At 65.1% G+C, this 24,764-nt stretch carries 23 protein-coding genes and 2 tRNA genes; 12 read left to right on the top strand and 13 right to left on the bottom strand.

Annotated features, from left to right (window positions below; genetic code table 11):
• Positions 1-4 precede the first annotated feature (4 nt).
• The 3 genes from miaA (at position 5) to FBX97_RS12120 (ending at position 1,220) form a co-directional block, all read left to right on the top strand.
• Positions 5-958, top strand: a complete 954-nt coding sequence (gene miaA / locus FBX97_RS12130) for a tRNA (adenosine(37)-N6)-dimethylallyltransferase MiaA (protein ID WP_141831920.1) — start codon at positions 5-7, stop codon at positions 956-958.
• Between the two features lie 37 nt (positions 959-995).
• Positions 996-1,072, top strand: a tRNA-Met gene (locus tag FBX97_RS12125).
• 71 nt (positions 1,073-1,143) lie between these two features.
• Positions 1,144-1,220: transfer RNA gene (locus FBX97_RS12120), tRNA-Met, on the top strand.
• Positions 1,221-1,267: 47 nt separating this feature from the next.
• Here FBX97_RS12120 and FBX97_RS12115 read toward each other — a convergent pair.
• On the bottom strand, positions 1,268-2,284 hold the full coding sequence (locus FBX97_RS12115) for a D-cysteine desulfhydrase family protein (protein ID WP_141831919.1): 1,017 nt from the start codon (positions 2,282-2,284) through the stop codon (positions 1,268-1,270).
• Between the two features lie 196 nt (positions 2,285-2,480).
• Positions 2,481-3,395 (bottom strand): LysR substrate-binding domain-containing protein, encoded by a 915-nt coding sequence (locus FBX97_RS12110; protein ID WP_141831917.1) that lies wholly within the window; start codon positions 3,393-3,395, stop codon positions 2,481-2,483.
• A 92-nt stretch (positions 3,396-3,487) separates the two neighbouring features.
• Between FBX97_RS12110 and FBX97_RS12105 the strand changes: the two genes are divergently transcribed.
• A complete protein-coding gene (locus FBX97_RS12105) occupies positions 3,488-4,654 on the top strand; it encodes a mandelate racemase/muconate lactonizing enzyme family protein (protein ID WP_141831915.1) in 1,167 nt (388 codons plus the stop codon).
• On the opposite strand, the gene FBX97_RS12100 is transcribed toward FBX97_RS12105, so the two are convergent.
• From FBX97_RS12100 to FBX97_RS12070, 7 genes are all read right to left on the bottom strand, one after another.
• Positions 4,646-4,930, bottom strand: a complete 285-nt coding sequence (locus FBX97_RS12100; RefSeq protein WP_141831913.1) for a DUF2007 domain-containing protein — start codon at positions 4,928-4,930, stop codon at positions 4,646-4,648. The genes FBX97_RS12105 and FBX97_RS12100 overlap by 9 nt on opposite strands.
• Positions 4,927-5,847, bottom strand: coding sequence for a cytochrome c oxidase assembly protein (locus FBX97_RS12095; protein WP_141831911.1), 921 nt, complete (start codon positions 5,845-5,847; stop codon positions 4,927-4,929). Before FBX97_RS12095 ends, FBX97_RS12100 begins: the two co-directional genes overlap by 4 nt.
• Positions 5,820-6,152 carry a hypothetical protein gene (locus FBX97_RS12090; protein WP_141831909.1) on the bottom strand — a complete coding sequence of 111 codons (333 nt, stop codon included), beginning with the start codon at positions 6,150-6,152 and terminating at the stop codon, positions 5,820-5,822. The genes FBX97_RS12095 and FBX97_RS12090 overlap by 28 nt, the downstream gene beginning before the upstream one ends.
• Positions 6,149-6,772, bottom strand: coding sequence for a cytochrome c oxidase subunit 3 (locus tag FBX97_RS12085; protein WP_255517438.1), 624 nt, complete (start codon positions 6,770-6,772; stop codon positions 6,149-6,151). The genes FBX97_RS12090 and FBX97_RS12085 overlap by 4 nt, the downstream gene beginning before the upstream one ends.
• Complete coding sequence (ctaD, locus tag FBX97_RS12080) at positions 6,769-8,694, bottom strand: cytochrome c oxidase subunit I (protein WP_141831907.1); 1,926 nt, start codon at positions 8,692-8,694, stop codon at positions 6,769-6,771. Before ctaD ends, FBX97_RS12085 begins: the two co-directional genes overlap by 4 nt.
• Positions 8,691-9,695, bottom strand: a complete 1,005-nt coding sequence (gene coxB / locus FBX97_RS12075) for a cytochrome c oxidase subunit II (protein ID WP_255517437.1) — start codon at positions 9,693-9,695, stop codon at positions 8,691-8,693. Before coxB ends, ctaD begins: the two co-directional genes overlap by 4 nt.
• A 127-nt stretch (positions 9,696-9,822) precedes the next feature.
• On the bottom strand, positions 9,823-11,121 hold the full coding sequence (locus FBX97_RS12070; protein WP_141831903.1) for a DUF445 domain-containing protein: 1,299 nt from the start codon (positions 11,119-11,121) through the stop codon (positions 9,823-9,825).
• Positions 11,122-11,331: 210 nt separating this feature from the next.
• Between FBX97_RS12070 and ybaL the strand changes: the two genes are divergently transcribed.
• Both ybaL and FBX97_RS12060 read left to right on the top strand, forming a co-directional pair.
• Positions 11,332-13,038, top strand: a complete 1,707-nt coding sequence (gene ybaL, locus FBX97_RS12065) for a YbaL family putative K(+) efflux transporter (protein ID WP_141831901.1) — start codon at positions 11,332-11,334, stop codon at positions 13,036-13,038.
• 143 nt (positions 13,039-13,181) lie between these two features.
• The gene (locus FBX97_RS12060; protein ID WP_141831899.1) at positions 13,182-15,251 is read left to right on the top strand and encodes an FUSC family protein; all 2,070 of its coding nucleotides are present in this window, start codon (positions 13,182-13,184) and stop codon (positions 15,249-15,251) included.
• A 75-nt stretch (positions 15,252-15,326) separates the two neighbouring features.
• Here the strand turns inward: FBX97_RS12060 and FBX97_RS12055 are convergent, their stop codons facing one another.
• Positions 15,327-17,288, bottom strand: a complete 1,962-nt coding sequence (locus tag FBX97_RS12055; protein ID WP_141831897.1) for an AAA family ATPase — start codon at positions 17,286-17,288, stop codon at positions 15,327-15,329.
• Positions 17,289-17,853: 565 nt separating this feature from the next.
• Between FBX97_RS12055 and FBX97_RS12050 the strand changes: the two genes are divergently transcribed.
• Positions 17,854-18,129 (top strand): hypothetical protein, encoded by a 276-nt coding sequence (locus FBX97_RS12050; protein ID WP_141831895.1) that lies wholly within the window; start codon positions 17,854-17,856, stop codon positions 18,127-18,129.
• Positions 18,130-18,208: 79 nt separating this feature from the next.
• Here the strand turns inward: FBX97_RS12050 and FBX97_RS12045 are convergent, their stop codons facing one another.
• A complete protein-coding gene (locus FBX97_RS12045) occupies positions 18,209-18,781 on the bottom strand; it encodes a DUF1697 domain-containing protein (RefSeq protein ID WP_255517436.1) in 573 nt (190 codons plus the stop codon).
• Between the two features lie 49 nt (positions 18,782-18,830).
• Entirely contained in the window at positions 18,831-19,439 is a 609-nt protein-coding gene (gene gstA, locus FBX97_RS12040) for a glutathione transferase GstA (RefSeq protein ID WP_141831891.1), read from the bottom strand.
• 143 nt (positions 19,440-19,582) lie between these two features.
• Between gstA and FBX97_RS12035 the strand changes: the two genes are divergently transcribed.
• A complete protein-coding gene (locus tag FBX97_RS12035) occupies positions 19,583-19,768 on the top strand; it encodes a hypothetical protein (RefSeq protein WP_141831889.1) in 186 nt (61 codons plus the stop codon).
• On the top strand, positions 19,765-20,604 hold the full coding sequence (locus tag FBX97_RS12030) for an HDOD domain-containing protein (RefSeq protein WP_141831887.1): 840 nt from the start codon (positions 19,765-19,767) through the stop codon (positions 20,602-20,604). Before FBX97_RS12035 ends, FBX97_RS12030 begins: the two co-directional genes overlap by 4 nt.
• A 112-nt stretch (positions 20,605-20,716) precedes the next feature.
• Here FBX97_RS12030 and FBX97_RS12025 read toward each other — a convergent pair whose 3' ends face one another.
• Entirely contained in the window at positions 20,717-21,106 is a 390-nt protein-coding gene (locus FBX97_RS12025; RefSeq protein WP_141831885.1) for a hypothetical protein, read from the bottom strand.
• A 600-nt stretch (positions 21,107-21,706) separates the two neighbouring features.
• Here FBX97_RS12025 and miaB point away from each other — a divergent pair.
• Genes miaB through ybeY form a run of 3 tightly spaced genes read left to right on the top strand, consistent with a single transcriptional unit; the run spans position 21,707 to position 24,649 of the window.
• Positions 21,707-23,083 (top strand): tRNA (N6-isopentenyl adenosine(37)-C2)-methylthiotransferase MiaB, encoded by a 1,377-nt coding sequence (gene miaB / locus FBX97_RS12020; RefSeq protein WP_141831883.1) that lies wholly within the window; start codon positions 21,707-21,709, stop codon positions 23,081-23,083.
• Positions 23,080-24,192, top strand: coding sequence for a PhoH family protein (locus tag FBX97_RS12015; RefSeq protein ID WP_141831881.1), 1,113 nt, complete (start codon positions 23,080-23,082; stop codon positions 24,190-24,192). Before miaB ends, FBX97_RS12015 begins: the two co-directional genes overlap by 4 nt.
• Positions 24,173-24,649, top strand: coding sequence for an rRNA maturation RNase YbeY (ybeY, locus tag FBX97_RS12010; protein ID WP_141831879.1), 477 nt, complete (start codon positions 24,173-24,175; stop codon positions 24,647-24,649). The genes FBX97_RS12015 and ybeY overlap by 20 nt, the downstream gene beginning before the upstream one ends.
• Positions 24,650-24,764 lie beyond the last annotated feature (115 nt).

The following is a 24,764-nucleotide window of genomic DNA, read 5'->3' as shown; positions in this document are numbered from 1 at the left end:
AACAATGAACCAGCAAGCCAAACCGATGGCCGTCGCCATCATGGGTCCGACCGCGTCCGGCAAGACCGCCGCCGCCCTCGCCATCGCAAAAGAACACCCGGTCGAGATCATCTCGGTCGACTCGGCCCTGGTCTACCGCGAGATGGACATCGGCACCGCCAAGCCGTCCCCCGAGGAGCTGGCCAGCGTGCCGCATCACCTGATCGACATCATCGACCCGCTCGACGCCTATTCGGTCATGCAGTTCCGCGAAGACGCGATCCGGCTGGTGGCCGAGATCGCGGCGCGCGGCCGGCTGCCGCTGCTGGTCGGCGGCACCATGATGTACTTCAAGGGACTGGCCGACGGCCTGGACGACCTACCGACCGCGGATGCGGAGGTGCGCGCACGCATCGACGCCGAAGCCGCGCGCATCGGCTGGCCCGGCATGCACGCCAAACTGCAGGTGCTGGACTCGGTCACGGCGGCGCGCCTGGCGCCGAACGACGCCCAGCGCATCAACCGCGCGCTGGAGATCATCGAACTGTCGGGCCAGCCGATGTCGGCGTTACTCGCGAAGCGCGACAAGACCGAGCTGCCTTTCGACCTGCTGTCGTTCGCACTGGAGCCGTCCGACCGCGCGGTACTCCATCAGCGCATCGCGCTGCGCTTCGACCAGATGCTGGGCAGCAGCGACGACGGCGGCATCGTGGCCGAGGTGGCGCGCCTGCGCGCCCGCGGCGACCTGAACCCGAACCTGCCCTCGATGCGCTGCGTCGGCTACCGCCAGTCCTGGGAATACCTCGACGGCCTGATCGACCGCCCGGCGCTGCGCGAGACCGGCATCATCGCCACGCGCCAGCTCGCCAAGCGCCAGCTGACCTGGCTGCGCTCGATGCCGGAGCGCATCGTGATCGATTGCCTGGGCCCGGACCCGGCGCCGATCATGCTGTCCCATCTGGAAAACGCCAAGCCTTGACACCGCCAAGTCCGGACGGCATAATATCTTTCGTTCCGGTGATATAGCTCAGTTGGTTAGAGCATAGCATTCATAATGCTAGGGTCGGTGGTTCAAGTCCACCTATCACCACCAAGATTCAAGCGGAATGGCTTGGCTTTCAAAAGGCTGGGCCATTTTGTTTTAGAAGTTGAGTAGTACCAGTTGGTGATATAGCTCAGTTGGTTAGAGCATAGCATTCATAATGCTAGGGTCGGTGGTTCAAGTCCACCTATCACCACCAGAATAAGGAAGGCCGCCGGTTCGCAAGAGCCGGCGGCTTTTTTCTTTTCATCTTCCCTCAAACGCCGCACGGTAGGCGAACAAGCCCGGCAAGCCGCCGGTCATCAGGAACAGCACGCGCGCGCCGGGTGCCAGCCTGCCCTCGCGCGCATCCGCCAGCAAGCCCGCCAATGCCTTGCCGCCGTAGACCGGATCGACCAGCAGGGCTTCCCGGATTGCCATCTCGGACAGCGCCGCGTGCATGGCCTCGGTCGGCACGCCGTAGCCGGGGCCGAGCTGGCTGCCGTCGATGTGCACCGCGTCCTCGGCCAGCGCCAGCGCGGGCCGCAACAGCGCCAGCGTCTCGGCCGCCAGCCGGCGCGTCGTGGCGCGTGCCGTCTCGACCGGCGCCAGCACGGTGTAGGCGCGCACCCGGCCCGGATCGAGGCCGAGCGCGGCATGGCCGGCCACCAGGCCGGCCTGGGTCCCGCCGCTGCCGTTGGGCAGGATGATGCGATCGAAGGACAAGCCCGACGCCCGCTCCTGCCTGGCGATCTCCAGGGCCGCCGCCGCATACCCCAGGCAGCCGGCCGGCGACGATCCACCCAGCGGCGCCAGGTAGACGCGGCGCCCGCGCCGTTCGAGTTCCGCCCGGCGCGCGGCCGCGAAAGCGGCGGCATCGGCACCGGCCGGCAGCGCATGCACGCGGGCGCCGAACAGCCGGTCGAGCAGCACGTTGCCGTTGTGGCGGTAGTCCTCGTCGTCACGGCCGGTCGAGCGCGTCAGCACCAGTTCGCACTGCAGCCCGGCACGCGCCGCCACGGCCGCGGTCAGGCGCGCATGGTTCGATTGCAGCGCGCCGACGGTGAGCACGGTATCGGCGCCCTGCGCCAGCGCCTCGCCCAGCAGGAATTCGAGTTTGCGCAGCTTGTTACCGCCACCGCCAAGTCCGGTCAGGTCGTCGCGCTTGACGTGGATGTCGATGCCGAGGCTGTTGCTCAAACGCGCCAGGTGCTGGATCGGCGTCGGCGCATCGAGCAGGCGCTCGCGCGCGAAAGCGGTGAACAGGCTGGCTGACCTCGGCATACGGATGGGCTCCCGGTGGTTGCATTAATTTACATACAATAAGCAAATTAGCATAACAGCGGAGCACGACGCCATGGCCGCCGCCCTCGACGACCGGGAAATCACGGGACGCGCAGGCACTCACGTGCTGCAATCCTGGCAGCCGCGCCTTGCCGCCCAGCCGGCGGCGCTGGACGCCTTCCTGCCCGCTGAGGCCTCAGCGGGCGGCCGGCGTGAAGTCCTTGCCGAAATACTCAACCAGGAAATCGATGAACGCTCGCGTCCGCGCCGCCTGGTGCCTGCGCTCCAGGTAATAGACGAACAAATCCGCTGACGGCAGCGCATAGTCCGGCAGTACGATCTTCAGGCGTCCGCTCTCGACGTACCTGGCCAGGTCCCACTCCGAGCGGATCAGGATGCCGTGCCCGTCCAGCGCCCAGCCCAGCACGATGTCGCCGTCGTTGCTGGACATGGCACCGTGCACCTTGACCACGTCGTCCTTCCCCTCGTGCGTAAAACGCCAGATGCCGTAAGCGTCGTCGTTCTGGCGGTGCAGGATGCAGCGGTGGGCCGACAGATCGGCCAGCGTCGCCGGTGTGCCATGCTGCTCCAGGTACAGCGGCGAGGCGCACAGGAAGCGCCGGTTGGACATCACGCGGCGCGCGTTCAGGCGCTGGTCGGGTGGTGCGCCGAAGCGGATCGCCAGGTCGAAGCCCTGCTCCGCCAGGTCGACCGGGCGGTCGGTCACGTCCATCTGCACTTCGATTTCCGGATGGCGCCTGGCAAACGCCGATAGCAGCGGCGCGATCGTCGTGCGGCCGAAGCCGAGCGTCGCGTTGACGCGCAACAGGCCGCGCAAGGTGCTGCCGGCGCCGGCGACTTCGTCTTCCATGGCGCGGATGTCGGCCAGGATGCGGGTCGCATGGGCCAGGTAGGTCTCGCCCTCGCCCGTCAGGCTGATGCGGCGCGTGGTGCGGTTGACCAGGCGCACGCCGAGGCGCGCTTCCAGCTGGGCCAGGCGCTTGGTGGCCGCCGGCGGCGTCAGGTCGAGCGCGCGCGCGGCCGCGGCCAGGCTGCCGTGGCGCGCCACCAGCACGAAGAATTCCATCTCGGAAGCCGCGTCATTATTCATTTGCAGTAACTAATCAATTCACCATTCGGTAATTATAGGCAATGATCTGCGGCGTATGCTGGTGGTTCCTCAACCGCACCACCGAGTCCATCATGAAAATCGTCGAGATCCGCGAACAAACCCTGCCCATCAGCTCCCCCATCCGCAACGCCTACATCGACTTCAGCAAGATGACGCTGAGCCTGGTGGCGGTGGTCACCGACGTCATCCGCGACGGCAAGCCGGTGGTCGGCTACGGCTTCAATTCGAATGGCCGCTACGGCCAGGGCAAGCTGATGCGCGAACGCTTCATCCCGCGCATCCTGGAAGCCGATCCCGCCTCGCTGCTGGACGACAAGGGCGACAACCTCGACCCGCACCGGGTCTGGGACGCGATGTTCACCAACGAAAAGCCGGGGGGCCACGGTGAGCGCTCGGTGGCCATCGGCACCATCGACATGGCGGTGTGGGATGCGGTGGCCAAGATCGAAGGCAAGCCGCTGTTCCAGCTGCTGGCCGAGCGCTACGGCAAGGGCACGCCCGAGCGCAAGGTATTCGTGTACGCGGCCGGCGGCTATTACTATCCGGGCCAGGACCACGGCAAGCTGAAGGACGAGATGCGCAGCTACATCGACCGCGGCTACACGGTGGTCAAGAAGAAGATCGGCGGCGCCTCGCTGGACGAGGACCTGCGCCGCATCGACAGCATCCTGTCGGTGCTGGGCGACGGCCAGAAGCTGGCAGTGGACGCCAATGGCCGCTTCGACCTCGACACCGCGATCGCCTATGCCAAGGCGCTGTCGCAGTACGATCTGTTCTGGTACGAGGAAGCCGGCGACCCGCTCGACTTCGAGCTGCAGGCCACCCTGCGCAACTACTACGACAAGCCGATGGCCACCGGCGAGAACCTGTTTTCGATGCAGGATGCGCGCAACCTGGTGCGCTACGGCGGCATGCGCCCGGACCGCGACTGGCTGCAGTTCGACTGCGCCCTGTCGTACGGCCTGGTCGAATACCTGCGCACGCTCGACATGCTGCACCAGCACGGCTGGTCGCGCTCGCGCTGCATCCCGCACGGCGGGCACCAGATGTCGCTGAACATCGCGGCCGGCCTGGGCCTGGGCGGCAACGAATCTTATCCGGACCTGTTCCAGCCCTTCGGCGGCTTCCCGGATGGCGTACAGGTCGAGAACGGCTTCATCACGATGCCGGACCTGCCGGGCATCGGCTTCGAGGGCAAGGCCGACCTGTATGCGGAAATGCAGAAGCTGTCAGCGTAAATCCGGTTCGCCCACGTCCGCATCCTCGTCCAGCGCGAACTCGCCGCGCTCGTAGGCGGCCAGCACGGCTTCGGCGCGCCGCAGGACGTCTTCCGGGACCAGGATGCCGACGCCGCCCAGGGCCGGCGCCAGCAGCAGGTCGGTCTGGACCAGGTTGGCGTCGGCCAGCACGGCGGGAATGCCGGCGGCGACCAGGCAGCCCTGCGCCAGCCTGGCGTCCATCGGGACCAGGTAGCGCGCGAGTTCGACCTGCGGTACGTTCGATGCGTGGTTCATGGCGGCCTCCGATTGATGATGCCTACGATCTTACGCTCATCCGGCATCAGCCAGCGCGCCCCCAGCACCAGCCCCGCGATCACGTAGGCCAGCCCGCCCGGGATCCACATGATCAAGCCGCCCAGCTGCTGGTCTTCGAGCGGCGTCAGGCCGAACAGCGCAGGCCGGTCGCCGTACAGCGGATACCAGACCGCTTCCGAAAACGTGAACAGCGCCCCGAGCGCCCCGGTATGCATCATGGTCGTGAACAGGTAGACGATCGAGGCCCCGCGCGAATGGTGGATGCCGTGCTGGCCCAGCACCGCCCACCAGAACAGCAGGGCGCTGAACAGGAAGCTGGCGTGCTGCAGCGCGTGGATGTCGTTGTCGACCAGGCCGGCCTGGAACAGCGCGGGCACGTGCCACACCCACAGCGCGGCAAAGTGGATCAGCCAGGCGTGCATGGGGCGCGTGATCATGTCCCAGCACCAGGCGAGCCAGCGCCAGCGCGTGGCCTTGCCGACGCCGCCGCGCCATGCCGACGGCAGCGCCCAGATCCAGACCCCGAACGGCCGCCCCAGCACCATCAGCGGCGCGCTGACGATCATCAGGACTTCGTGCTGCACCATGTGCGCCCAGAAGCCGTAGCTGCCGGCGCTGTCCAGCGGCGAGGCCAATGCCAGCAGCAGCAGCGCCCAGCCGGCGCCGAAGCAGGCGAACTGGCGCAGCAGCGCGGGCCGCGACTTGCGCGCGCGCGGCCACAGGCGCAGCATGCCCTGCACATACCAGACCAGCGACAGCGCCAGGCAGGCGGACACCCAGGGTTCGGCACCCCAGCTCAGGTAGTTGCCATTCACGTCGTGCGCCAGTGCCGGCGCGGCCGGCAGCCCGAGCAGCAGGACCGGAAGAATCAGCTTGCGCACGGCGACAGCACCCATTGCGGGAACCACATGGCCGCGATCACCAGGCAGGACAGCGCGCCGACCACGCAAGACACCATGGCGATGAAGAATGGCCGGCGCGCGGCCGCGTCGTTTGGCTGCGGCGCCGGTGCCGCCTTCCAGTTATGCCGCGCCATCCAGGTGAATGCGAGGCAGGCCAGCAGCGTCACGGCCGATACGGCGTGCAGCGCCAGCGTGCTCTGGCCCTTGCACGAGGGCGTCACCAGCGCATAGATGACCGACTGGCTGGCCAGCGCCAGCGACGGCGCCAGCAGCAGCGCGGGCCAGTTGGGGAGTTTCATATGCGTGCGCCCCAGTAGATGACGGCATAGATCGGGATCCAGCTGAGCACCACGAAATACCAGTAGCCGGCGTTCTCGCTGACGTCGACGAAGCGCTTGCCTTCCAGCGGGCCGGTGAACATCAGCACCGTCAGCACCAGCGAATCGTAGGCATCGGTGATCAGGTGAGTGGTGTGCAGGCCCATCAGCATCCAGACGATGGAGCCGTAGGCATCGCTGTCCCAGTGCGTGTTCAGGGTCTTGAACTCGAACACGCGCACCGCCAGGAAGGCGACCGACACCAGCATGCACACGGTCATCCACAGCCGCACCTTCTTCAGGTCGAGGCGCTCGGCGGCGCGCTTGGCGAAGTGGTTCGGGACCATGCTGGCCACGATGATGCCGGTGTTGACGGTGCCCCACAGCAGGTCCGGCGGCAGACCGCTCATCGGCCAGGCGCCGGCATGGCTGCGCAGGTAGAAGTAGGACATGATGGCCAGTGCGAACACGGTGCTCTCGATCGCCACCAGGCCCATCGTGCCCCACCACATCGGGCTGCGGTGACCGAAACCGAAGGTGGGCAGCCCCTTCACGTCGAGCAGCGCGTCCTTTTCCTTGTCCTTTTCCTGCACTGCGCTCACGATTCCACCTCCACATCGTACGGACTGACTTCGGAACCGGTGCGCTGCTCGACGATGTCCTTCTTCGGCCAGAACCACCAGGTGGCGCCGGCCGCGACCGGCACCGCGGCCCACACCACGGCCCAGGGCGTGAAGATCGAGCCGACGAACAGGACGGTGGTGGCCAGCGCGGTGACGAAGGGTGCCAGCGAGGACGACGGCAGCCACAGGCGGTGATCGAGCTCCGCGTCGGCCACCGAGGTGACCAGGATCTCGCGGTAGTCGTTGGCCAGGCCGGTCACGTGCGAGGGCAGGCGCTTCGGTTCCCACAGCGGATCGCGCGCATGCACCACCGGCACCATCTCGAAGTTGCCGGCCGGCGGCGGCGACGCGATGCTCCATTCGAGCGTGCCCGCGCCCCATGGGTCGTTGCCCGCCTCTTCGCCGTGGCGGCGGCTGCGCAGCACGTTGATGATGAACAGCAGCACGCTGACGGCGATCATGAAGGACCCGACCGTGGCGGCGAAGTTCAGGCTGCCCCACTCCATTGCCGCCGGATAGGTGTAGACGCGGCGCGGCATGCCCTGCAGGCCGAGCACGTGCATCGGGAAGAAGGTCAGGTTGAAGCCGATGAAGAACAGCCAGAAGTTCCAGCGTCCCAGGCTTTCATTCAGCATGCGGCCGGTGAACTTCGGGAACCAGTAATAGAAGGCGCCGAACAGCGGGAACACGGCGCCGCCCATCAGCACGTAATGCAGGTGGGCGACCACGAAGTGGCTGTCGTGCAGCTGGGTGTCGAGCGAGACCGAGGCCAGCATCAGGCCGGTCAGGCCGCCGGCCACCAGGATCACGAAGAAGGCCAGCACGAACAGCAGCGGCGTGCGCAGGTTCAGGCGCCCGGTCCAGAGCGTGGCGATCCAGCAGAAGATCTGGAGCGCGGTCGGGATTGCAATCATCAGGCTGGCGGCGGTAAAGAAAGTCTTGCCCAGTTCCGGCAGGTTGGTCGCGAACATGTGGTGCACCCACAGGCCGAAGGCGAGGAAGGCGGTAGCGACCACCGACAGCACCATCGCCGGATAGCCGACGATCGGACGGCGCGCAAAGGTGGCGACGATGCTCGAGATGAAGCCCAGCGGCGGGATGAAGATCATGTAGACCTCCGGGTGGCCGAAGAACCAGAACAGGTGCTGCCACAGCAGCGCGTCGCCGCCTTTCAGCGGATTGTAGAACTGGGTATTCACCAGCCGGTCGGTGATCAATGCGGTACTGGCCAGCATCACCGCCGGCATCGAGAACAGCACCATGAAGGAGGTCGCCAGGATGGCCCAGACGAACAGCGGCATGCGGTTCAGCGTCATGCCCGGTGCGCGCATCTTGAGGATGGTGGTGATCAGGACGATCGCTTCCATCAGGCCGGCCATCTCGGTGAAGGTGATCATCTGGGCCCAGATGTCGACGCGCTTGGTCGGCGAGTACTGCAGGCTGGAGAGCGGCACGTAGGCGAACCAGCCGGCATCCGGGCCGACGTTCAGGAAGAAGGCGACGAACAGCATGATCCCGCCCAGCGTGAAGATCCAGTAGGAGAAGGCGTTCATGCGCGGGAAGGCCACGCTGCGCGCGCCGATCATCAGCGGCACCAGGTAAGTGGCGACCGCCTGCATCACCGGCACCGCGAACAGGAACATCATGGTGCTGCCGTGCATGGTGAACAACTGGTTGTACAGGTCGGCGCCGATGATCTTGCCGTCCGGACCGGCCAGCTGTAGCCGGATCGCCAGCGCCAGCAGCCCGCCCAGCACGAAGAACACGAAGGTCGTGATCATGAAGCGCAGGCTGATGGTCTTGTGGTTGATGGCCGAGAACCAGCCGCGCAGGCCCGGCGGGTCGCGCCAGGTCTGTTCGAGCATTGCAGCATCCTTGGCATCGAGGCGCGGCGCCGTCATTTGAGAGTCTCCAGGTAGGCCAGCAGGTCTTGCAGTTCATCGGGGCGCATGCGGTTGACCGGCATGTAGACGCCGGGTTTCAGGGTTTGCGGATCGCGGATCCAGCTGGCCAGGTGCTTGGTGTCGTTCGGCAGCATGCCGGCGGCGATGGTCTTGCGTCCGGCCAGGTGGGTCAGGTCGGGGCCCATCGCCGCGGTGGCGCCGGTGCCGTTGATGGTGTGGCAGCGCGCGCAGGAGTGCGCCAGGAACAGCGCACGGCCGCGGCGCGCGGCGTCGCCCGCGGGTCCGGCGTCAAGTGCGGGCGCCGGCTGGCGCTGGCGTTCGGCCCAGGCTTCGTACTGCGCGTTCGGCTCGGCCTCGACCAGCAGCGCCATCATCGCGTGTTCGAGGCCGCAGAATTCGGCGCACTGGCCGCGGTAGGTGCCCGGCTGGTCGGCACGGAACTGCATGGTGGCGGTACGGCCTGGGATCATGTCGCGCTTGCCGTGCAGGTTGGGCACCCACAGCGTGTGGATCACGTCGTCGCTGCGCAGCGTGACGATGACCGGGCGGCCGACCGGGATGTGCAGCTCGTTGGCCGTGGTGAACTGGCGATTCGCATCGGGATCGAGATAGCGCGCTTCCCACCACCACTGGTGGCCGATCAGTTCGATGTTGACGGCGTCCTGCAGCGGCAGGCGGCCCAGCGCGCGGCTGGTGAAGACGTCGGCCGCGAGCAGCGCCAGCAGCCCGAGGGTGGCCAGGCCGGCGGCCCAGGCCACGGTGCGGTGGATGCGGCGCTCGGGCCGCTCCAGCGAACTCAGGTCGGGCGGCGTCTGAGCATCGCTGCGCGGCGCGCGCCACAAGGCGAACAGGAAGGCGGCGACAACCGCGCTGAAGACCAGCACGCACAATCCCAACGTGAAGTTCCACAGGCGGCCGATGTGCCAGGCCTGGATGCCATAGGCGTGTAAAGCGTCCTGGAGCGGCGCCGCCGAGCATGTCTCCGTTGCGGCTGCCATGCCGAGGATCGGGATGAAAACGGCGCGTAAACGCATCGAGGGCCCTGTCTCGGTTCTAAAAATATAGTGTCCTTACTATATAAGCTTTTTAACAATTCACGCCGCACGCATGAGCTGTTCCGATTGTTCAGCGCAACAGTACGGGCAGGGTCGAACACAGGTACAGCAGCACGCCGATCAAACCGCCGACGATGGTGCCGTTGATGCGGATGTACTGCAGGTCCTTGCCGATGTTGAGTTCGATCTGTTCCGACATCTCGCGGCTGTCCCACTGCTTGACGGTGTCGGCGATGTGGCGCGTCAGGAAGCCCGCGAATTCGGGCGCGGCGCCGCGCGCCGCCAGCTCCAGGTTGGCGTTGAGCGAGGCGCGCAGCTGCGGGTCGTCGGCCAGCATCCGGCCGACCCAGGCGCCGGTGGCGACGATGCGCGTGCGCAGGACCGAATCGTCACTATCGAGGTCGCGCTTGATCCAGCCTTTCAGGTCGCCCCACAGCGAGCCGATGTAGCCGTTCAGGGTGGCGTCGCCGATCAGGTGGCGCTTGATGTCCTCGCCCTTTTCGAGGAAGGCGGGGTCGGTCTTGAGACGCTCGACGAACTCGCGCGTAAAGGCGTCGAAGCGCTGGCGCAGCGGGTGCTGCATGTCTTCGCTGACGCGGTTCAGGATGCCGGACGCCATGCGCACGGTAAGGTCGGCGCCCTTCCTGCCGATCATGTCCGAGGGCAGCATGCGCTCCATGAACGCGTATTCCTCGCGCAGCCAGTCGACGATGCCCTGCGCGATCACGGCCTGGGTCTCTTCGTTGGCGAGCAGCTTGGCCAGCTGGTCGATGCCTTCGTTGAGCAGTTCGTGGTGGCGGTTATCGCGGGTAAAACTCTCGAGCAGTGCGCCGCTGGTCTTCGACAGGTCGACCTGCTGGACCATCGTGTGGATTGCGCGCCGGATGAAGTTCTGCACGGCGGCGTCTTCGATGAAGTCGAGCGCCCAGCCGCTCATGCGCACCAGGTAGTTCCCCAGCAGTTCGGTGTTGGCCGGCTTGACCAGCCAATCGGCCACCTGCCCGGCCGGATCGTGGCGCTGGATCAGGCCGACGATGGAATCGGTGTCGAGGAATTTTTCGTGCACGAAGGCGGCCAGGTTGTCGGCGATGCGCGCCTTGTTGGCCGGGATGATCTCGGTATGGCGCGACACGATCGGAATCGGGATGCGCCGGAACAGCGCCACCACCGCGAACCAGTCGGCCAGCGCGCCGATCATGGCCGCCTCGGCAAAGGCTTTCAGGAGGCCGCTCCACCAGGTCGGGGGTAAAAACAGCGAGATGAGGAACAGGACGGCGGCGCCGGCGAAGAAGGCCAGCGCCAGCTGTTTCGACTTGCGCAGCTCGATGCGCTTGGCGTGGTTATTTGCGGTGTTGGATGTTGTGCTCACGCCATTATCCTAGACGAGGCCGGACGGAATCGGCGCGCCGCACCGGATCGCGCGCTGCACCGGACTACCCATCCTGCGTCGATTTGCGATCATTTGCTGCGTTCGAGGTGGAAAACATGGGTATTTTCAGCTATTTCAGGTCTTTTCTGGGTCCGGGGCGCCATCGTCCCTTATACTGTCGCGGAATATTGACAAGGAGGCCACCCCCGCATGGATCACAACATCAGTCTGATCACCACCATCGCCGCCGCCCTCGGACTCGGCCTGCTGCTCGGCATGCTCGCCGTGCGGCTGCGCCTGCCGGCCCTGGTCGGCTATCTCGCCGCCGGCGTCATCATCGGCCCGGCCACGCCCGGCTTCGTGGCCGACGTCGCGCTGGCTTCCCAGTTGGCCGAGATCGGGGTGATGCTGCTGATGTTCGGCGTCGGCCTGCATTTTTCGCTCGACGACCTGCTCGAAGTGAAAGGCATTGCCCTGCCCGGCGCGGTGCTGCAGATCGCGGTGGCGACCCTGCTCGGCCTCGGTGTCGCCCACTGGTGGGGCTGGAGCATGGGTGCCGGCCTGGTGTTCGGCCTGGCGCTGTCGGTGGCCAGCACGGTGGTGTTATTGCGGGCGCTGGAAGACCGTGGCCAGCTCGATTCCTTCAACGGCCGCATCGCGGTCGGCTGGCTGGTGGTCGAAGACCTGGTGACGGTGCTGGTGCTGGTGCTGCTGCCGGCGCTGGCCGGCCCGCTGGGCGGCAAGACCAGCGGCGACCCAAGTGCCTCGCTGTGGGCCACGCTGGGCTGGACGCTTCTTCAAGTGGGCGCCTTTGTCGCCTTCATGCTGGTGGTCGGGCGCAAGCTGTTCCCGTGGTTCCTGTGGCGCGTGGCCAAGACCGGTTCGCGCGAGCTGTTTACGCTGGCCGTGATCGCCGCGGCGGTCGGCATCGCGTTCGGTTCCTCGCACCTGTTCGGCGTGTCGTTCGCGCTGGGCGCCTTTTTTGCCGGCATGGTGCTGCGCGAATCGGAGCTGAGCCACCGCGCGGCCGAGGAAACCCTGCCGCTGCGCGACGCCTTCTCGGTGCTGTTCTTCGTCTCGGTCGGCATGCTGTTCGACCCGCGCGTGCTGGTCGAGCACCCGCTGCAGGTGCTGGCCGTGCTGGCCATCATCCTGTTCGGCAAATCGCTGGCCGCCTTCGTACTGGTGCTGGTGCTGCGCTATCCGCTGAATACCGCGCTGACGGTATCCGCCAGCCTGGCCCAGATCGGCGAATTTTCGTTCATCCTGGCGGCGCTGGGGATGTCGCTCGGCCTGCTGCCGGAACTCGGCCAGAACCTGATCCTGGCCGGCGCCATCGTCTCGATCGCGGTGAACCCGGTGATGTTCAAGGCCATCGCGCCGCTCGAGCGCTGGGTGCGCGCCCGCTCGGCACACGCGCGCCACATGGAGCGTTCGCCCGACCCGCTGGCCGAACTGCCGGCCACGGTCACCCATGAGCGCCTGACCGACCAGGTGGTGCTGGTCGGTTATGGCCGCGTTGGCCGGCGCATCGCCGAAGAGCTGACGCGCCAGGGCGTCCACTTCGTGGTGGCCGAGCAGAACCGCGAGATGGTCGAAGACCTGCGCCGGCGCGACCAGCCGGCGGTGGCCGGCAATGCAGCCGAGCCGGCGGTGCTGATCCAGGCCCACATCGCACGCGCCGCGATGCTGGTGATCGCGACGCCCGACACTTTCCACGTGCGCGCCATGATCGAGACCGCGAAAGTGCTGAACCCCGGCATCAAGGTGCTGGTGCGGACCCACAACGAGGAAGAGGCGCGCCTGCTGCGCGAGGAAACCGGCGGCACGGTGCTGGTGGGCGAGCATGAACTGGCGCGCAGCATGACGCGCCACGTGATGGAAGGCCTGGCGCACGCCGCCGCGGCGGCGCATTGATGCCGTGACGATCGGCGCTTGCCGATGTCCTGCACCGGCTGCGTGGCGATCGACGGTTCGCCGCGTCAGCCGTGCGAAGGTCTTTCTTGTCGTCTTGTACAGTAGAGGCTCGCCAGCACAGCCCGGCCCATGTTCGAGCCGACATGAACCGCCACCCATCCGCTTATCCGCTTTACCTGTTCAACCGCCTGCTCGCGTCCGATCCTTCGCTGGAGCGCTGGCGCAGCGGCCTGCGTGCCGTGCTGACGGCCGCCCTGTGCGCGGGCATGTTCCTGCTTCTCACCCGTTGGCTGGACCTGGACTACAAGCTGTCGCTCGCCGGCATCGTGGTGCCGATGATCGCGGTGGTCGCGATGGGCGACCCGGGGCGCCGCCAGCAGCAGGTGACGATGGCGTGGATTCCGGTAGTGGCCAGTGCGGCCCTCGTCGTGGGCGCGCTGGTGGCCGACAATCCCTGGCTGAGCGGTGCCCTGTTCCTGGCCACCATTTTCGCGGCCTTCGAAGCGCGCCGCTTCGGCCCGCGCGGCAGCGCCCTGGGCACGATTGCCTACCAGTCCTTCTTCTATGCGCTGCTGTTCAAGACGCCGCCGGACAAGATCCTGTGGCTCCCGCCCTTCGTGCTGGCCGGCTGCGCCATCGCTTATGGCGTCCACTTCCACCTGGTGCCGGAACACCCGGGCCGGATGGTACACAGCGAATTGCGCGCCTTTCGCGCGCGTATCGAAGCCTGCCTGCATGACCTGGCACGCTGGCTGGATCGCGACAGCAAGGCCGGGCAGGCGCGCATCGACGCCCACCTGGCCGCGCTCAATGCGCAATCGCTGGGCCTGGAATCGCGCCTGGCCGGCTTTGCCGATCCCGCCGGTGCGTGCGCGGACGATCGACCCGGCGGCGCCGAACTGCGCCGCCGGGTCCTGGGCTGCGAACTGGCGCTGGAAGCCATCGCCGCGGTCGCGCGCAGCTGTGCGGACGATGCGCGCCCAGTGCTGGCGCAACGGCTGCGCGCCCTGGGGGCCGCCATCCATCGTGGCGATGCCGCCGACCTGGCGGATCGGGACGGGGGCCAAGCGTGGCTGACGGACGAACAGGGCTGGCGCCTGGACCGCGCGGCACGCACGCTGGCCTGCGAGCCACCCTGGCGCCAGGCCCCGCCCGCGACCCGCGACGAGGGCAAACCGCCCCCGGTACAACAACCGCAGACGCTACCCGGGCCGGCGCCGCGCAGGCACCCCTGGCTCGACGACACCACGCGCAGGGCATTGCAGGCGAGCGTGTCCGCACTGGGCGCGATCGTGGCCGGGCACGCGATCTCGTCGTCGCACTGGTACTGGTCGGTGTTCGCGGCCTTTGTCGTGTTCACGCGCACCGCGACCATCGGCCAGACACTGTCCGGCGCCTGGCGCCAGGTGCTGGCGTCGATTGCCGGCCTGTGCCTCGGGGTGACGGTCGCCCAGTTCGCGCACGGCAGCCGCGGCCTCGAGCTCGGCCTGCTGTTCGCCTTCATCGCGGCCGGCTTCTATGCCTTCCGCGGGCTGCAGAACGTCTACACGGTGCTGCTGACCGCGATGCTGGCCATGGTCTACGAATTGATGGGGATGGACAGCGAAGGCCTGCTGGTGCTGCGGCTCGCGGAAACCGTGGCCGGTGCGGCCAGCGCAGTGCTGAGCGCACGGCTGGTGCTGCCCGTGCACACCCAGGACGACTCCAACGGCAAGAGCGCGGCACTGCTGCGTAGCGCGAGCGGCCTGCTGCGCGCGGCGCTGGCGGAGGCGCCGCGCCCGCCCTGGGATGCGGTGCGCGAGCTGGACCGCAAGCTGGCGGCCCTGCGCGCGTCGCTCGGCCCCGTCACCGGCACCGCCTATCCGGCATCGAAGGCACACCGCCGGCGCCAGCTCGACCGGCTGTCGCGCATCGCCTATTGCATCCGCCATTTCCACGGCCTGGCGCTTGGGCAGGCGGCCTGCATCCTTCCCTCACCGCCGCTACAGGCGGGCACGCGTACGCTCGGGGACGCGCTGGATGGCGTGGCCACGATGCTCGACGCCCCTGACCAGCCCGCTGCCGCCCTGCCGCACCCGGGAGCGGCCGCGGCGGACGATGCGCAGGCCGGCGGCGAATGCGCCCTGCCCCTGCGGGTGGCCAGCCACTTCCTGGCGGAGGCGGACGAGGTGCTGCGCGCGCTGCGGGCCGACGTGGCGGCGGCGCGGCCGTAAAAAAAGCGGCGGACATCGCTGTCCGCCGCTCCAACCCCGGCCTGCCCGGGCTATTCGATCAATCTTGCTTGCGGCTCAGGCCACGGCTTCCTCGGCACACAGCTTCAGGTTGGCGTGACGCTGGTGCGCCAGGCCGGCCTGCAGGGCATCGTGGTGCTCTTCCAGCAGCGCGAACACGGCATCCTTGGACAGCACGTACTGGTCGAGCAGCGTGTCCTTGATCGCCACGATCACGTCGCGGTAGTCGCGGATCGCGTCCAGCGTGTAGCTGTACAGCTCATCCGACTTCTCCTCGACCTGGCGCAGCGTGTGCTCGCCGCTGGCGTCGTTGCCGAGTTGGCTGTAGTCGATCTTGGCACGCGAGTACATCGACAGGCGGCCGACCATCAGGTTCAGCATCTTGGTGATCTTCTCGATGTCGTTCTGGCTGCCGACCGAGATGCCGCGGGCGCCGTAGAACAGCTCTTCCGCCGCCACGCCGCCGTACAGGCCGACCACGTCGCGCTCCAGCTCTTCCAGGGTGCGCAGCGACATGTCTTCACCCGACTGCAGCACGTAGCCCAGCGCGCCGATCTTCGACACCGCTTCGGTGCTGATCTTCAGCAGGTGCGATTTTTCCTTCACTTCGGCCAGGCTCATGCCGGCGCGCAGATAGGGGTCGATCTGCATGAAGAAGTGGCCCAGTTCGTGCACCGCGATACGCTCGCGCTGCTTGTGCTTTTCGGCGGTGGTGGCACGGTCGGTCAGGCCGATGGTGGCACGCTCGTAGGCACGGAACAGCAGATCGGTATCGATGATCGCCTTTTCCTGGATCGACAGCATCGAGGCGCGTTCGACCACGGTTTCCAGCAGCGCCGGGCTCAGGTTCTGGGTGATTTCCGCGACCTGGTCGAGATCCAGGTTGTTCCAGTCGACCAGGCCGTCCTTCTTCTTGGCGAGGAAGCTTTTGAGTAATTCGCGCCGCTCGTTCTTGTTCGGCAGGCGGAAGTTGATCTTCACCGAGAAGCGGCGCAGCATCGCTTCGTCCATCTCGGTCGAGGCATCGTCGAAGTTCGAGGCGATCACCCAGATCACGCCCTGGCCCTTGTCGCTCTTCACGCCGTCCAGCAGGCCCAGCAGGGTATTGGCGGTGTCGTCTTCCCATTTCTTTTCGCTGCGGCCGCGCGGCATGAACAGGCTCTGGCCTTCATCCAGGAAAATGATGCACTTGCCTTTGGCGCAAGCCTTGCGGTACAGGGCGTTCAGGGCCTTGGAGCCGCCGCCGACGTAGCCCGATTCCAGTGCCGAACCGGACGCCTGGATCAGCGGAATGTTGAGGCGCTTGGCCAGGTAACCCACCAGCTTGGTCTTGCCGGTACCGGCCGGACCGGTCAGCATGACGTTGAACGGCTTGTCGATATTGTGTTCCTGGTACAGGTCGCGGTTGCGGATCATGTCTTCCAGGTGCAGCACTTCCTGCTTGATGTCTTCCATGCCGATCAGATCGTCCATGCTGCCTTTCAGCTTGTCCGGGGCGATCATCTGGGCGCCGCCGTTCATGCCCGGGATGCCGAACTTCATGAAGTACAGGATCGCCACCAGCACGGTCAGGTCGAGCGCATGGCGCTTCAGGAATTCGATGGCGTTGCTGGCAAAGCCTTCGCCCTCTTCTTCCATCACCGCCTTGTGCGTGTTCAGGAAATCGTCCTTGGCAATCGAATACGGGATCGCATTCTTCAGCAGGACCTCACGCTCGAGCGACAGGTGCGAGGTGCTCGGCACCTTCACAACGTGCAATTGCGGCGCGTCCTTGAACTTGTAAACATAGCGTGGCGAATCGGACAGCGGCTTGGCTACCAGCAGGTAGTCCAGGCGGTCCTTCTGTGCGGCCAGCTGGGTGATTTCGGCAATGTTCTGCGAATGGACGACCGGGGCGGTGTCCTGCGGAATGTCAGCCTTGTAAATTGCCCATCCCGTCAGGATGCCGAGCAGCACCGCAGTCAGGATACGAACGTACACGTTCTTGAAGGCAATTTGGATTCGAGCGAAATTGGGCATATCGGTACTCTATAAAACAAAAAGGGTGCGTGATATTGCTGAAACGCTTGGTACGGCCTGGATGCAGCGTCGGGTCTTGCTTGCCTTCGTGATGCCGGCTGGACGTGGAAGGCAGCGGTGCGGAACCGCGGTGATGCGCAAACATGTGCGTTTGCTAATGTTTCGATGCCGGCGGGCAATAGGTTTAGGGAGACTATACTCGCAAAAAAAAGGGAGGTGTATACCGTGCGCCGAAAAAATTTTGAGCCGCAACATCTGCTATTGATCTAGCATTGCTTTTCCTTGGCTTTTCAATAATCAAACTAAACAAAATGCAAAGAATGCGCAGCTTTTTATCATTTTTATAAAACTCTTCGCTACGGAGAATTGTATTTTTTCTATTTGAAGAAGATTAATTTTGACAAGCTGTAACGAGACCTGGACCGTGCAAAACGAGTCGGATGCGCTGCGCATTTTTTGCTATGCTCAATGAGGCAGCGGTGGACTGGATGCCGGCGCTGACGGCAGCCGTGACCGCACCGGGGTACATCGTTGCAGGGCAGGCAGACACTGCGAAGGAATGATCGTGAAACCTCATGCGCTTGCAGCACTCGGTCTATTGTCATTGTTGTTCAGCGGTGCGGCGCGGGCCGCCATCGTCGATCTCGGCGATCTTGCCCATCCAGGCAGCGGCGCCGGCGTGCGCGTGGCGGATCTGGCGCCGGTACCGCGCAACCAGCCGGTGACGCCGCCGGCGTCGATGTCCGAACTGCCCGAGCCGGAGGTGCTTGCCATGATGCTGGTCGGCCTGGTGCTGATCGGTTACCGGGCCAGCCGCGACAGCAGCGAAAAATTCGAATGAAGAAACAAGGCAAGGCGGCACGATCGCCGCCATGCACTATAAATGGCGCCGGCTTCGGCGAAATCAAGCCCTGAGGAAATTACGCTGCCGCTGCGCCCGACAGCGCATGCAACTTGAGCAGCGTGGTCCAGTTGCGCGAGGTGGTCGCGTCGCCCAGCAGCTTGCCGAGCGCCGCTGCCGCCGCGCTATCGAGGATGCCGTCCGGACACCAGACGTAGACGGCGCGCTCGCCCAGCGCCAGCGCGCCCGGTCGCCAGTCCTGGTGGCACAGCGTCTCGATCGCGCGCAGCGTGTCGGGCATGGACAGCGGGTCGGACAAAATGAACGTGACCAGGCGCGCATGGTCGGGCGCCTGGTCGAGCAGCGGGTTGGCGGCCATGATCGCGGCCAGTTCGGCGCCGTCGAGCACCAGGGTGCGCGCCGCGACGCCGAGCTTGAGCACCAGCGCTTCCTCGATGCCGGCGGCCACCTCGGCCTGCGGCCGCGCCGACCCGCTGAACACCACGTTGCCGCTGTTGAGGACGCTGCGTACCTCGGTATAGCCGAGATCCTCGATGAGTTTGCGCAGGTCGGCCATGGCGATGCGTTTTGCTCGCCCGACATTCACACCCCTGAGCAGGGCAATGTAGCGTTTGCTGGTCATGGCGCGCATGGTACCTTGCCGCGCGACCGCACGGCACATGCGCACCCTTATATTTTACTTAATTGAGCAAGCCTTCCGCTCGCAGTGCCTGCTGCACGGCCGGACGGCTGGCGACGCGCTGCTGGTAGGCAGCCAGGGCCGGCCATGGCGCCAGGTCGAAGTTGACGAAGGCTGCCCAGCCCAGCGCGGTGAACAGGTAGGCGTCGGCTACGGTGAATCGGGAACCCATCAGGAAGTCGCGGCCATCCAGGCGCGCCGCGATCCAGCCCAGGCGATTGCCCAGGTTGCTACGCGCCGCTTCCTTCATGTCTTCGGTCGCGTTCGGGCGGAACAGCGGACCGAAGCCCTTGTGCACTTCGGTGGCGATGAAATTCAGCCATTCGATCACCTGGTAGCGTTCCAGCGTGCCGTGGGCCGGGACCAGCTGGCGGTCCGGCACCAGGTCGGCGATGAACTGGACGATGGCCGGGCCTTCGGTCAGGACGGTGCCGTCCTTGAGTTCCAGCGCCGGCACATAACCCTTGCTGTTAATGGTGAGGAAGTCGGCGCCGCCGGCGGTCTGGCGCGCACGGATGTCGACGCGCTCCAGTGTGAAGTCCAGGCCTGCTTCCTGCAGGACGATGTGGGGAGAAAGCGAGCAGGCGCCGGGGCTGAAATACAGTTTCATGTGAAGTCTCTATCGGTTCAGGATAACGGTCTTTGCGAGGGCAAAGCCGGACGAGAATACAACATATCGCCAGGCGCTGCTGTTGACCCGATTTCCCTGACTCGTCGTGGGTGATAATATAAATATATTGATAGGAGGAAAGAATGAGTGCAGCCGACCAAGCTCCGGCACCCCATCCCGCGCCATCGACGGCGCAGCAAGCCCGCCTCGATTACCTGTTCCGCCACCACCTGCGCAACGATTCTGCCAACGCGGCGACGCGCGCCTTGCGCCGCTGCATGGAAAGCTACCGCGTGGCGGCTGCGGGGGAAACGGAGCACCGGCCATGAAGCTTGCACCTGAACAGCTGGTCGAGGGCCTCCACGACCTGCCCTCGCCGCCGGCCGTCGTATTGGACCTGCTGGGCACGCTGGAAAATGACGATATCGATATTTCGGTACTGGCAAAGAAGGTGTCGCTCGATCCGGCCCTGACCGCGAAGACCTTGCGCCTGGCAAATGCCTCGGCCTTCGGCCTGCAGGTCAAGGTCACGACGATCCAGCAGGCGATCACTTTCCTCGGCTTCCAGACCATGCGCAACCTGATCACCGCGGCGGCGGTGACTGGGTGCTTTCCGACCGGACGTTGCCCTGGCTTTAACGACAGGGCTTTCTGGCGCCATGCCAGCGCCAGCGCCGTCTGTGCCCGGGCGTTGGCTCGGCGTATGCGTTTCAACCAGGATGTCGCTTTTACAGCAGGCTTATTGCATGATCTGGGTCAACTTGTGCTCGTATGCAGTCATCCGGACGCTTACAGCGCCGTGCTTGCGTGGCGCCGCCAGCACGATTGCCCCCTGATCGAGGCCGAGCGTGCGGTACTGGGTGTCGACCATGTCGATGCCGGCGTGGCGCTGGCCAACCACTGGCATTTTTCCGACGTCATGCGCCAGGCCATTGCGCGTCACCATGCGCCGGACACGCCGGGCGCCGGGATGCTGGCCGCGATCGTGCACGTGGCCGATGCGATCGTGCATGCGCTCGACATCGCCGGCGCCGAGGACGAGCTGGTGCCGCCAGTGTCTGCGGTGGCCTGGGAAGCGATGGGATTGAACGAGGAAGCTTACGGGTACCTGTTCCAGGAGACGGAACGGCAATGCGAGGAAATGTCGGCCATCATGGCGGCGTGATGCCGGATGGCCCGATCATGCGGTGACGGAAGGAAGCCTGGGCCGGAAAAACCCAAGCCTCCCGCCGGGTTGCGCCTCAGGCATGACAGAACCGCCTGTCATGCCCTCGGCATTAGTGCGCATAGTTGCCCGACTTGTCGTTGCCTTGCGCTTCCTGGCCTTGCGGCTGGGCTTGCTGTGCAGCTTGCTGGGCAGCCAGCTGTGCAGCTTTTTCTTCTGGTTTCGGGCGGCCCTGGGCGTCCGACAGGCGATACTTGGTGCGGCGGTCGCCCATCAGGTCGCGCAGGTCGCGGATGCTCATGCCGGTCACTTCGTGCATGCGGATCAGCAGCGAAGCGCCGACCGGCAGGCGGTGGTGACGGATCTTGCTGATGACCGGCGGAGCGACTTCCAGCATGCGCGACAGCGCGGCGTCGTTCTTCAGTTGCATCTTGCCGAGCAGAATATCGAGCAAGTGGTTCGGGTTGTAGCTTTCCTGCGATGACAGTGCGTGATGTGCCATGATTACCTCGTGAGTGGTTAAAATAGTTCCTTTACGAAGTTTCGTTAAGGACCAGTTTTCGTCTACTTAAGTTCCCGGATCGCGCTTGAAAACGCTACCGGGCCGCGTGCGCTCCCTAATACACTTCGGATACCTCGAAAAGCCTTTCGGGACCCTAAACTAGCTTCCAGCACGCACTTGCCTTTCGAACAAATTATCAAACTCATACGAGGGTTCCACCCTCGACCCGAGCACGAAATGCATTGGTCGAAATCAAGCTATCGTCCGGAAAGCTTGTCACATAGTCATTTCAGCACATGGTGACAGATTGTGGCGCACGCAAGAGTTTTTTTGGACAAATTTTTGCAATTGCCTTTGCGCAGGAACTTATTGATTTACAAGAGGAAACTAGTTCGAGTCGCACAGGCAACTTTAAGATAACAGTTGGCAATAAGATTTCAAGAATTAACAATGTAACTGACTGTATCTGTTTTAACTTATAGAAATTATCAATTCCGCGGGACAATTCATACCGGGCGCACGCCGCTTTACCGGGCGTATTTCCGATTTACGGTAAACTGAATCCCACTTGTCAAAGCTTTACGACCAGAACAAGCCTTCATGCAGAAAAAAGTATTCATCAAGACCTTCGGCTGCCAGATGAACGAGTACGACTCGGACAAGATGGCGGACGTGCTCGGCGCCTCCGACGGACTCGTGCGCACCGACACGCCGGACGATGCCGACGTGATCCTGTTCAACACCTGCTCGGTCCGCGAAAAGGCCCAGGAAAAAGTCTTTTCGGACCTCGGCCGCCTGAAGGAACTCAAGCGCGCCAAACCTGAGCTCATCATCGGCGTCGGCGGCTGCGTGGCATCGCAGGAAGGCGAAGCCATCGTCAAGCGCGCGCCCCACGTCGACATGGTGTTCGGCCCGCAGACCCTGCACCGCCTGCCGCAGATGATCCAGCTGCGCCGCCACACCGGCGCAGCCCAGGTCGACATCAGCTTCCCCGAAATCGAAAAGTTCGACCACCTGCCCCCGGCCAAGGTCGACGGCCCGATCGCCTACGTCTCGATCATGGAAGGCTGCAGCAAGTACTGCAGCTACTGCGTGGTGCCGTATACCCGCGGCGAGGAAGTGTCGCGCCGCTTCGAGGACGTGCTGACCGAAGTCGCCGGCCTGGCCGCCCAGGGCGTCAAGGAAATCATGCTGCTGGGGCAGAACGTGAATGCCTACCGCGGCATCATGGAAAACGGTGACATCGCCGACTTCGCCCTGCTGCTGGAATACGTGGCCGAGATCCCCGGCATCGAGCGCCTGCGCTTCGTGACCAGCCATCCGAAGGAATTCACCCAGCGCCTGATCGACGCCTATGCGAAGATCCCGCAGCTGGTGAACCACCTGTACCTGCCGGTGCAGCACGGGTCCGACCGCATCCTGCAGGCGATGAAGCGCGGCTACACCGGCCTCGAATACAAATCGATCATCCGCCGCATCAAGGCGGTACGCCCGGACATCGCGATCTCGTCCGACTTCATCGTCGGCTTCCCGGGCGAAACCGACGCCGATTTCGAAGCGATGATGAAGCTGGTGGAAGACGTCGGCTTCGACAACAGCTTCAGCTTCATCTTCAGCAAGCGCCCCGGCACGCCGGCGGCCAGCCTGGAAGACGACACGCCGCATGAAGTGAAACTGGCGCGCCTGCAGCGCCTGCAGGCGCTGATCGACGCCAACACCCGCAAGACCAGCGCCGCGATGGTCGGTACGGTCCAGCGCATCCTGGTCGAAGGGCCGTCCAAGAAAGGCGTCAACGCCGATGGACAACCCGAACTGCAAGGCCGCACGGAAAACAACCGTGCAGTGAATTTCGCCCCGGGCGCAGCCGGCGACGCGCTGATCGGCCAACTGGTCGACGTGCGCATCACCGAAAGCCTGGATTACAGCCTGCGTGGCGACCTGGTCGCCAGCATTGAGACGATAGCAAAAGCCAGTTGAAAACCCAGACGCCTACCCAGCCTTCGTATTTCGTCCCCGAGCCGCTCGACAACACCCGGCTCGCCCACCTGTGCGGCCCGCTCGACGAGAATTTGCGCCAGATCTCGGCCGCGCTTGACGTGACCATCTTCCGCCGCGGCGAGCGCTTCATCGTCAGCGGCAGCAATGCCGAGCGCGCGGTCGAGCTGCTCGAACGCTTCTATGCCGTGGCCGACAAGGTCGTGCCGATCGAGGAAGTGCAGCTGGCGCTGGTCGAACAGCGCGCCGGCCTGAAGCCGACGATTCCCGAACCGGCCGACGCGCCGAAAAAGGAACCGGGCGCCACGGCATCGGCCGCCGCCGCGTCCGCCGAGGATGGCGACGAGGCCGCCTCCGACGACGAACTGGTCAGCCCGACGCTGAAGACCCGCCGCACCGACCTGCGCGGCCGCACCCCGCACCAGATCCAGTACCTGAAGGCGGTGCTGGAGCACGACATCAGCTTCGGCATCGGCCCGGCCGGTACCGGCAAGACCTATCTGGCGGTGGCATGCGCGGTCGATGCGCTCGAGCGCGATGCGGTGAAACGCATCATCCTGACCCGCCCCGCCGTGGAAGCCGGCGAGCGCCTCGGCTTCCTGCCGGGCGACTTCGCGCAAAAGGTCGACCCCTACCTGCGTCCGCTGTACGACGCGTTGTACGACCTGCTCGGCTTCGACCGCACGCAGAAGCTGTTCGAGAAACAGGTGATCGAGATCGCCCCGCTGGCCTTCATGCGCGGGCGCACGCTGAACCACGCCTTCGTGATCCTGGACGAAGCCCAGAACACGACGGTCGAACAGATGAAGATGTTCCTGACCCGTATCGGCTTCGGCAGCAAGGCCGTGGTCACCGGCGACATCACCCAGGTCGACCTGCACAAGACCCAGCGCAGCGGCCTGGCCGATGCGATGCACGTGCTGAAGGATACCCGCGGCATCGCCTTCTCCCACTTCTCCAGCGCCGACGTGGTGCGCCACCCGCTGGTGGGCCGCATCGTCGACGCCTATGAAAAAGCGGCGTCGATCCAGGAGATCGGCGCCCTGCCCAAGACTGCAACCGTGACCCGAAATGCAAGAAAAAAAACATAATCTCGACCTCGACGTCCAGTACCCGGACACCCGCCTGGAAGCCGACATCACACCTGCGATGATCGAACGCTGGGTGCAGGCCTCGCTGCTCGGCCCGGCCGAACTGGCGATCCGCTTCGTCGACGCCGAAGAAGGCCAGAGCCTGAACAAAGAGTATCGCGGCAAGGATTACGCGACCAACGTCCTCACCTTCGCCTACAACGAAGGCGCGGAGATCGCCGACGACGAACCGACGCAGGCCGACATCGTGCTGTGCACCGACGTGCTGCAGCGCGAAGCCGACGAGCAGAAGAAGACGGTCGAGGAACACGTGGCGCACCTGGTGGTGCACGGGGTGCTGCATGCGCAGGGCTTCGACCACGAGAACGATGAAGAGGCCGAGGAGATGGAGCAGCTGGAGCGCGACATCATGGAGGCGCTCGGGTATCCGGATCCTTACGCCGAGTACGACGCATAAATCGTTGCGGCTATATCAGCCGCGCTCTGAAACAACGTCATTCCCGCGCAGGCGGGAATCCAATTTGCGCGATCTGCCGACAAACTTGGATTCCCGCCTTCGCGGGAATGACGGT

The organism is Herbaspirillum sp. SJZ107 (genome assembly GCF_006715485.1).
Classification (GTDB): Bacteria; Pseudomonadota; Gammaproteobacteria; order Burkholderiales; family Burkholderiaceae_D; genus Telluria.
This window is presented reverse-complemented; position numbering and strand designations above follow the sequence as displayed.

Excerpts from the sequence above, each read along its gene's own strand:
- miaA (WP_141831920.1), top strand. The coding sequence starts at position 5 with ATGAACCAGCAAGCCAAACCGATGGCCGTCGCCATCATGGGTCCGACC.
- FBX97_RS12115 (WP_141831919.1), bottom strand. The coding sequence starts at position 2,284 with ATGCCGAGGTCAGCCAGCCTGTTCACCGCTTTCGCGCGCGAGCGCCTG.
- FBX97_RS12110 (WP_141831917.1), bottom strand. The coding sequence starts at position 3,395 with ATGAATAATGACGCGGCTTCCGAGATGGAATTCTTCGTGCTGGTGGCG.
- FBX97_RS12105 (WP_141831915.1), top strand. The coding sequence starts at position 3,488 with ATGAAAATCGTCGAGATCCGCGAACAAACCCTGCCCATCAGCTCCCCC.
- FBX97_RS12100 (WP_141831913.1), bottom strand. The coding sequence starts at position 4,930 with ATGAACCACGCATCGAACGTACCGCAGGTCGAACTCGCGCGCTACCTG.
- FBX97_RS12095 (WP_141831911.1), bottom strand. The coding sequence starts at position 5,847 with ATGGGTGCTGTCGCCGTGCGCAAGCTGATTCTTCCGGTCCTGCTGCTC.
- FBX97_RS12090 (WP_141831909.1), bottom strand. The coding sequence starts at position 6,152 with ATGAAACTCCCCAACTGGCCCGCGCTGCTGCTGGCGCCGTCGCTGGCG.
- ctaD (WP_141831907.1), bottom strand. The coding sequence starts at position 8,694 with ATGACGGCGCCGCGCCTCGATGCCAAGGATGCTGCAATGCTCGAACAG.
- coxB (WP_255517437.1), bottom strand. The coding sequence starts at position 9,695 with ATGGCAGCCGCAACGGAGACATGCTCGGCGGCGCCGCTCCAGGACGCT.
- ybaL (WP_141831901.1), top strand. The coding sequence starts at position 11,332 with ATGGATCACAACATCAGTCTGATCACCACCATCGCCGCCGCCCTCGGA.
- FBX97_RS12060 (WP_141831899.1), top strand. The coding sequence starts at position 13,182 with ATGAACCGCCACCCATCCGCTTATCCGCTTTACCTGTTCAACCGCCTG.
- FBX97_RS12055 (WP_141831897.1), bottom strand. The coding sequence starts at position 17,288 with ATGCCCAATTTCGCTCGAATCCAAATTGCCTTCAAGAACGTGTACGTT.
- FBX97_RS12045 (WP_255517436.1), bottom strand. The coding sequence starts at position 18,781 with ATGCGCGCCATGACCAGCAAACGCTACATTGCCCTGCTCAGGGGTGTG.
- gstA (WP_141831891.1), bottom strand. The coding sequence starts at position 19,439 with ATGAAACTGTATTTCAGCCCCGGCGCCTGCTCGCTTTCTCCCCACATC.
- FBX97_RS12035 (WP_141831889.1), top strand. The coding sequence starts at position 19,583 with ATGAGTGCAGCCGACCAAGCTCCGGCACCCCATCCCGCGCCATCGACG.
- FBX97_RS12030 (WP_141831887.1), top strand. The coding sequence starts at position 19,765 with ATGAAGCTTGCACCTGAACAGCTGGTCGAGGGCCTCCACGACCTGCCC.
- FBX97_RS12025 (WP_141831885.1), bottom strand. The coding sequence starts at position 21,106 with ATGGCACATCACGCACTGTCATCGCAGGAAAGCTACAACCCGAACCAC.
- miaB (WP_141831883.1), top strand. The coding sequence starts at position 21,707 with ATGCAGAAAAAAGTATTCATCAAGACCTTCGGCTGCCAGATGAACGAG.
- ybeY (WP_141831879.1), top strand. The coding sequence starts at position 24,173 with ATGCAAGAAAAAAAACATAATCTCGACCTCGACGTCCAGTACCCGGAC.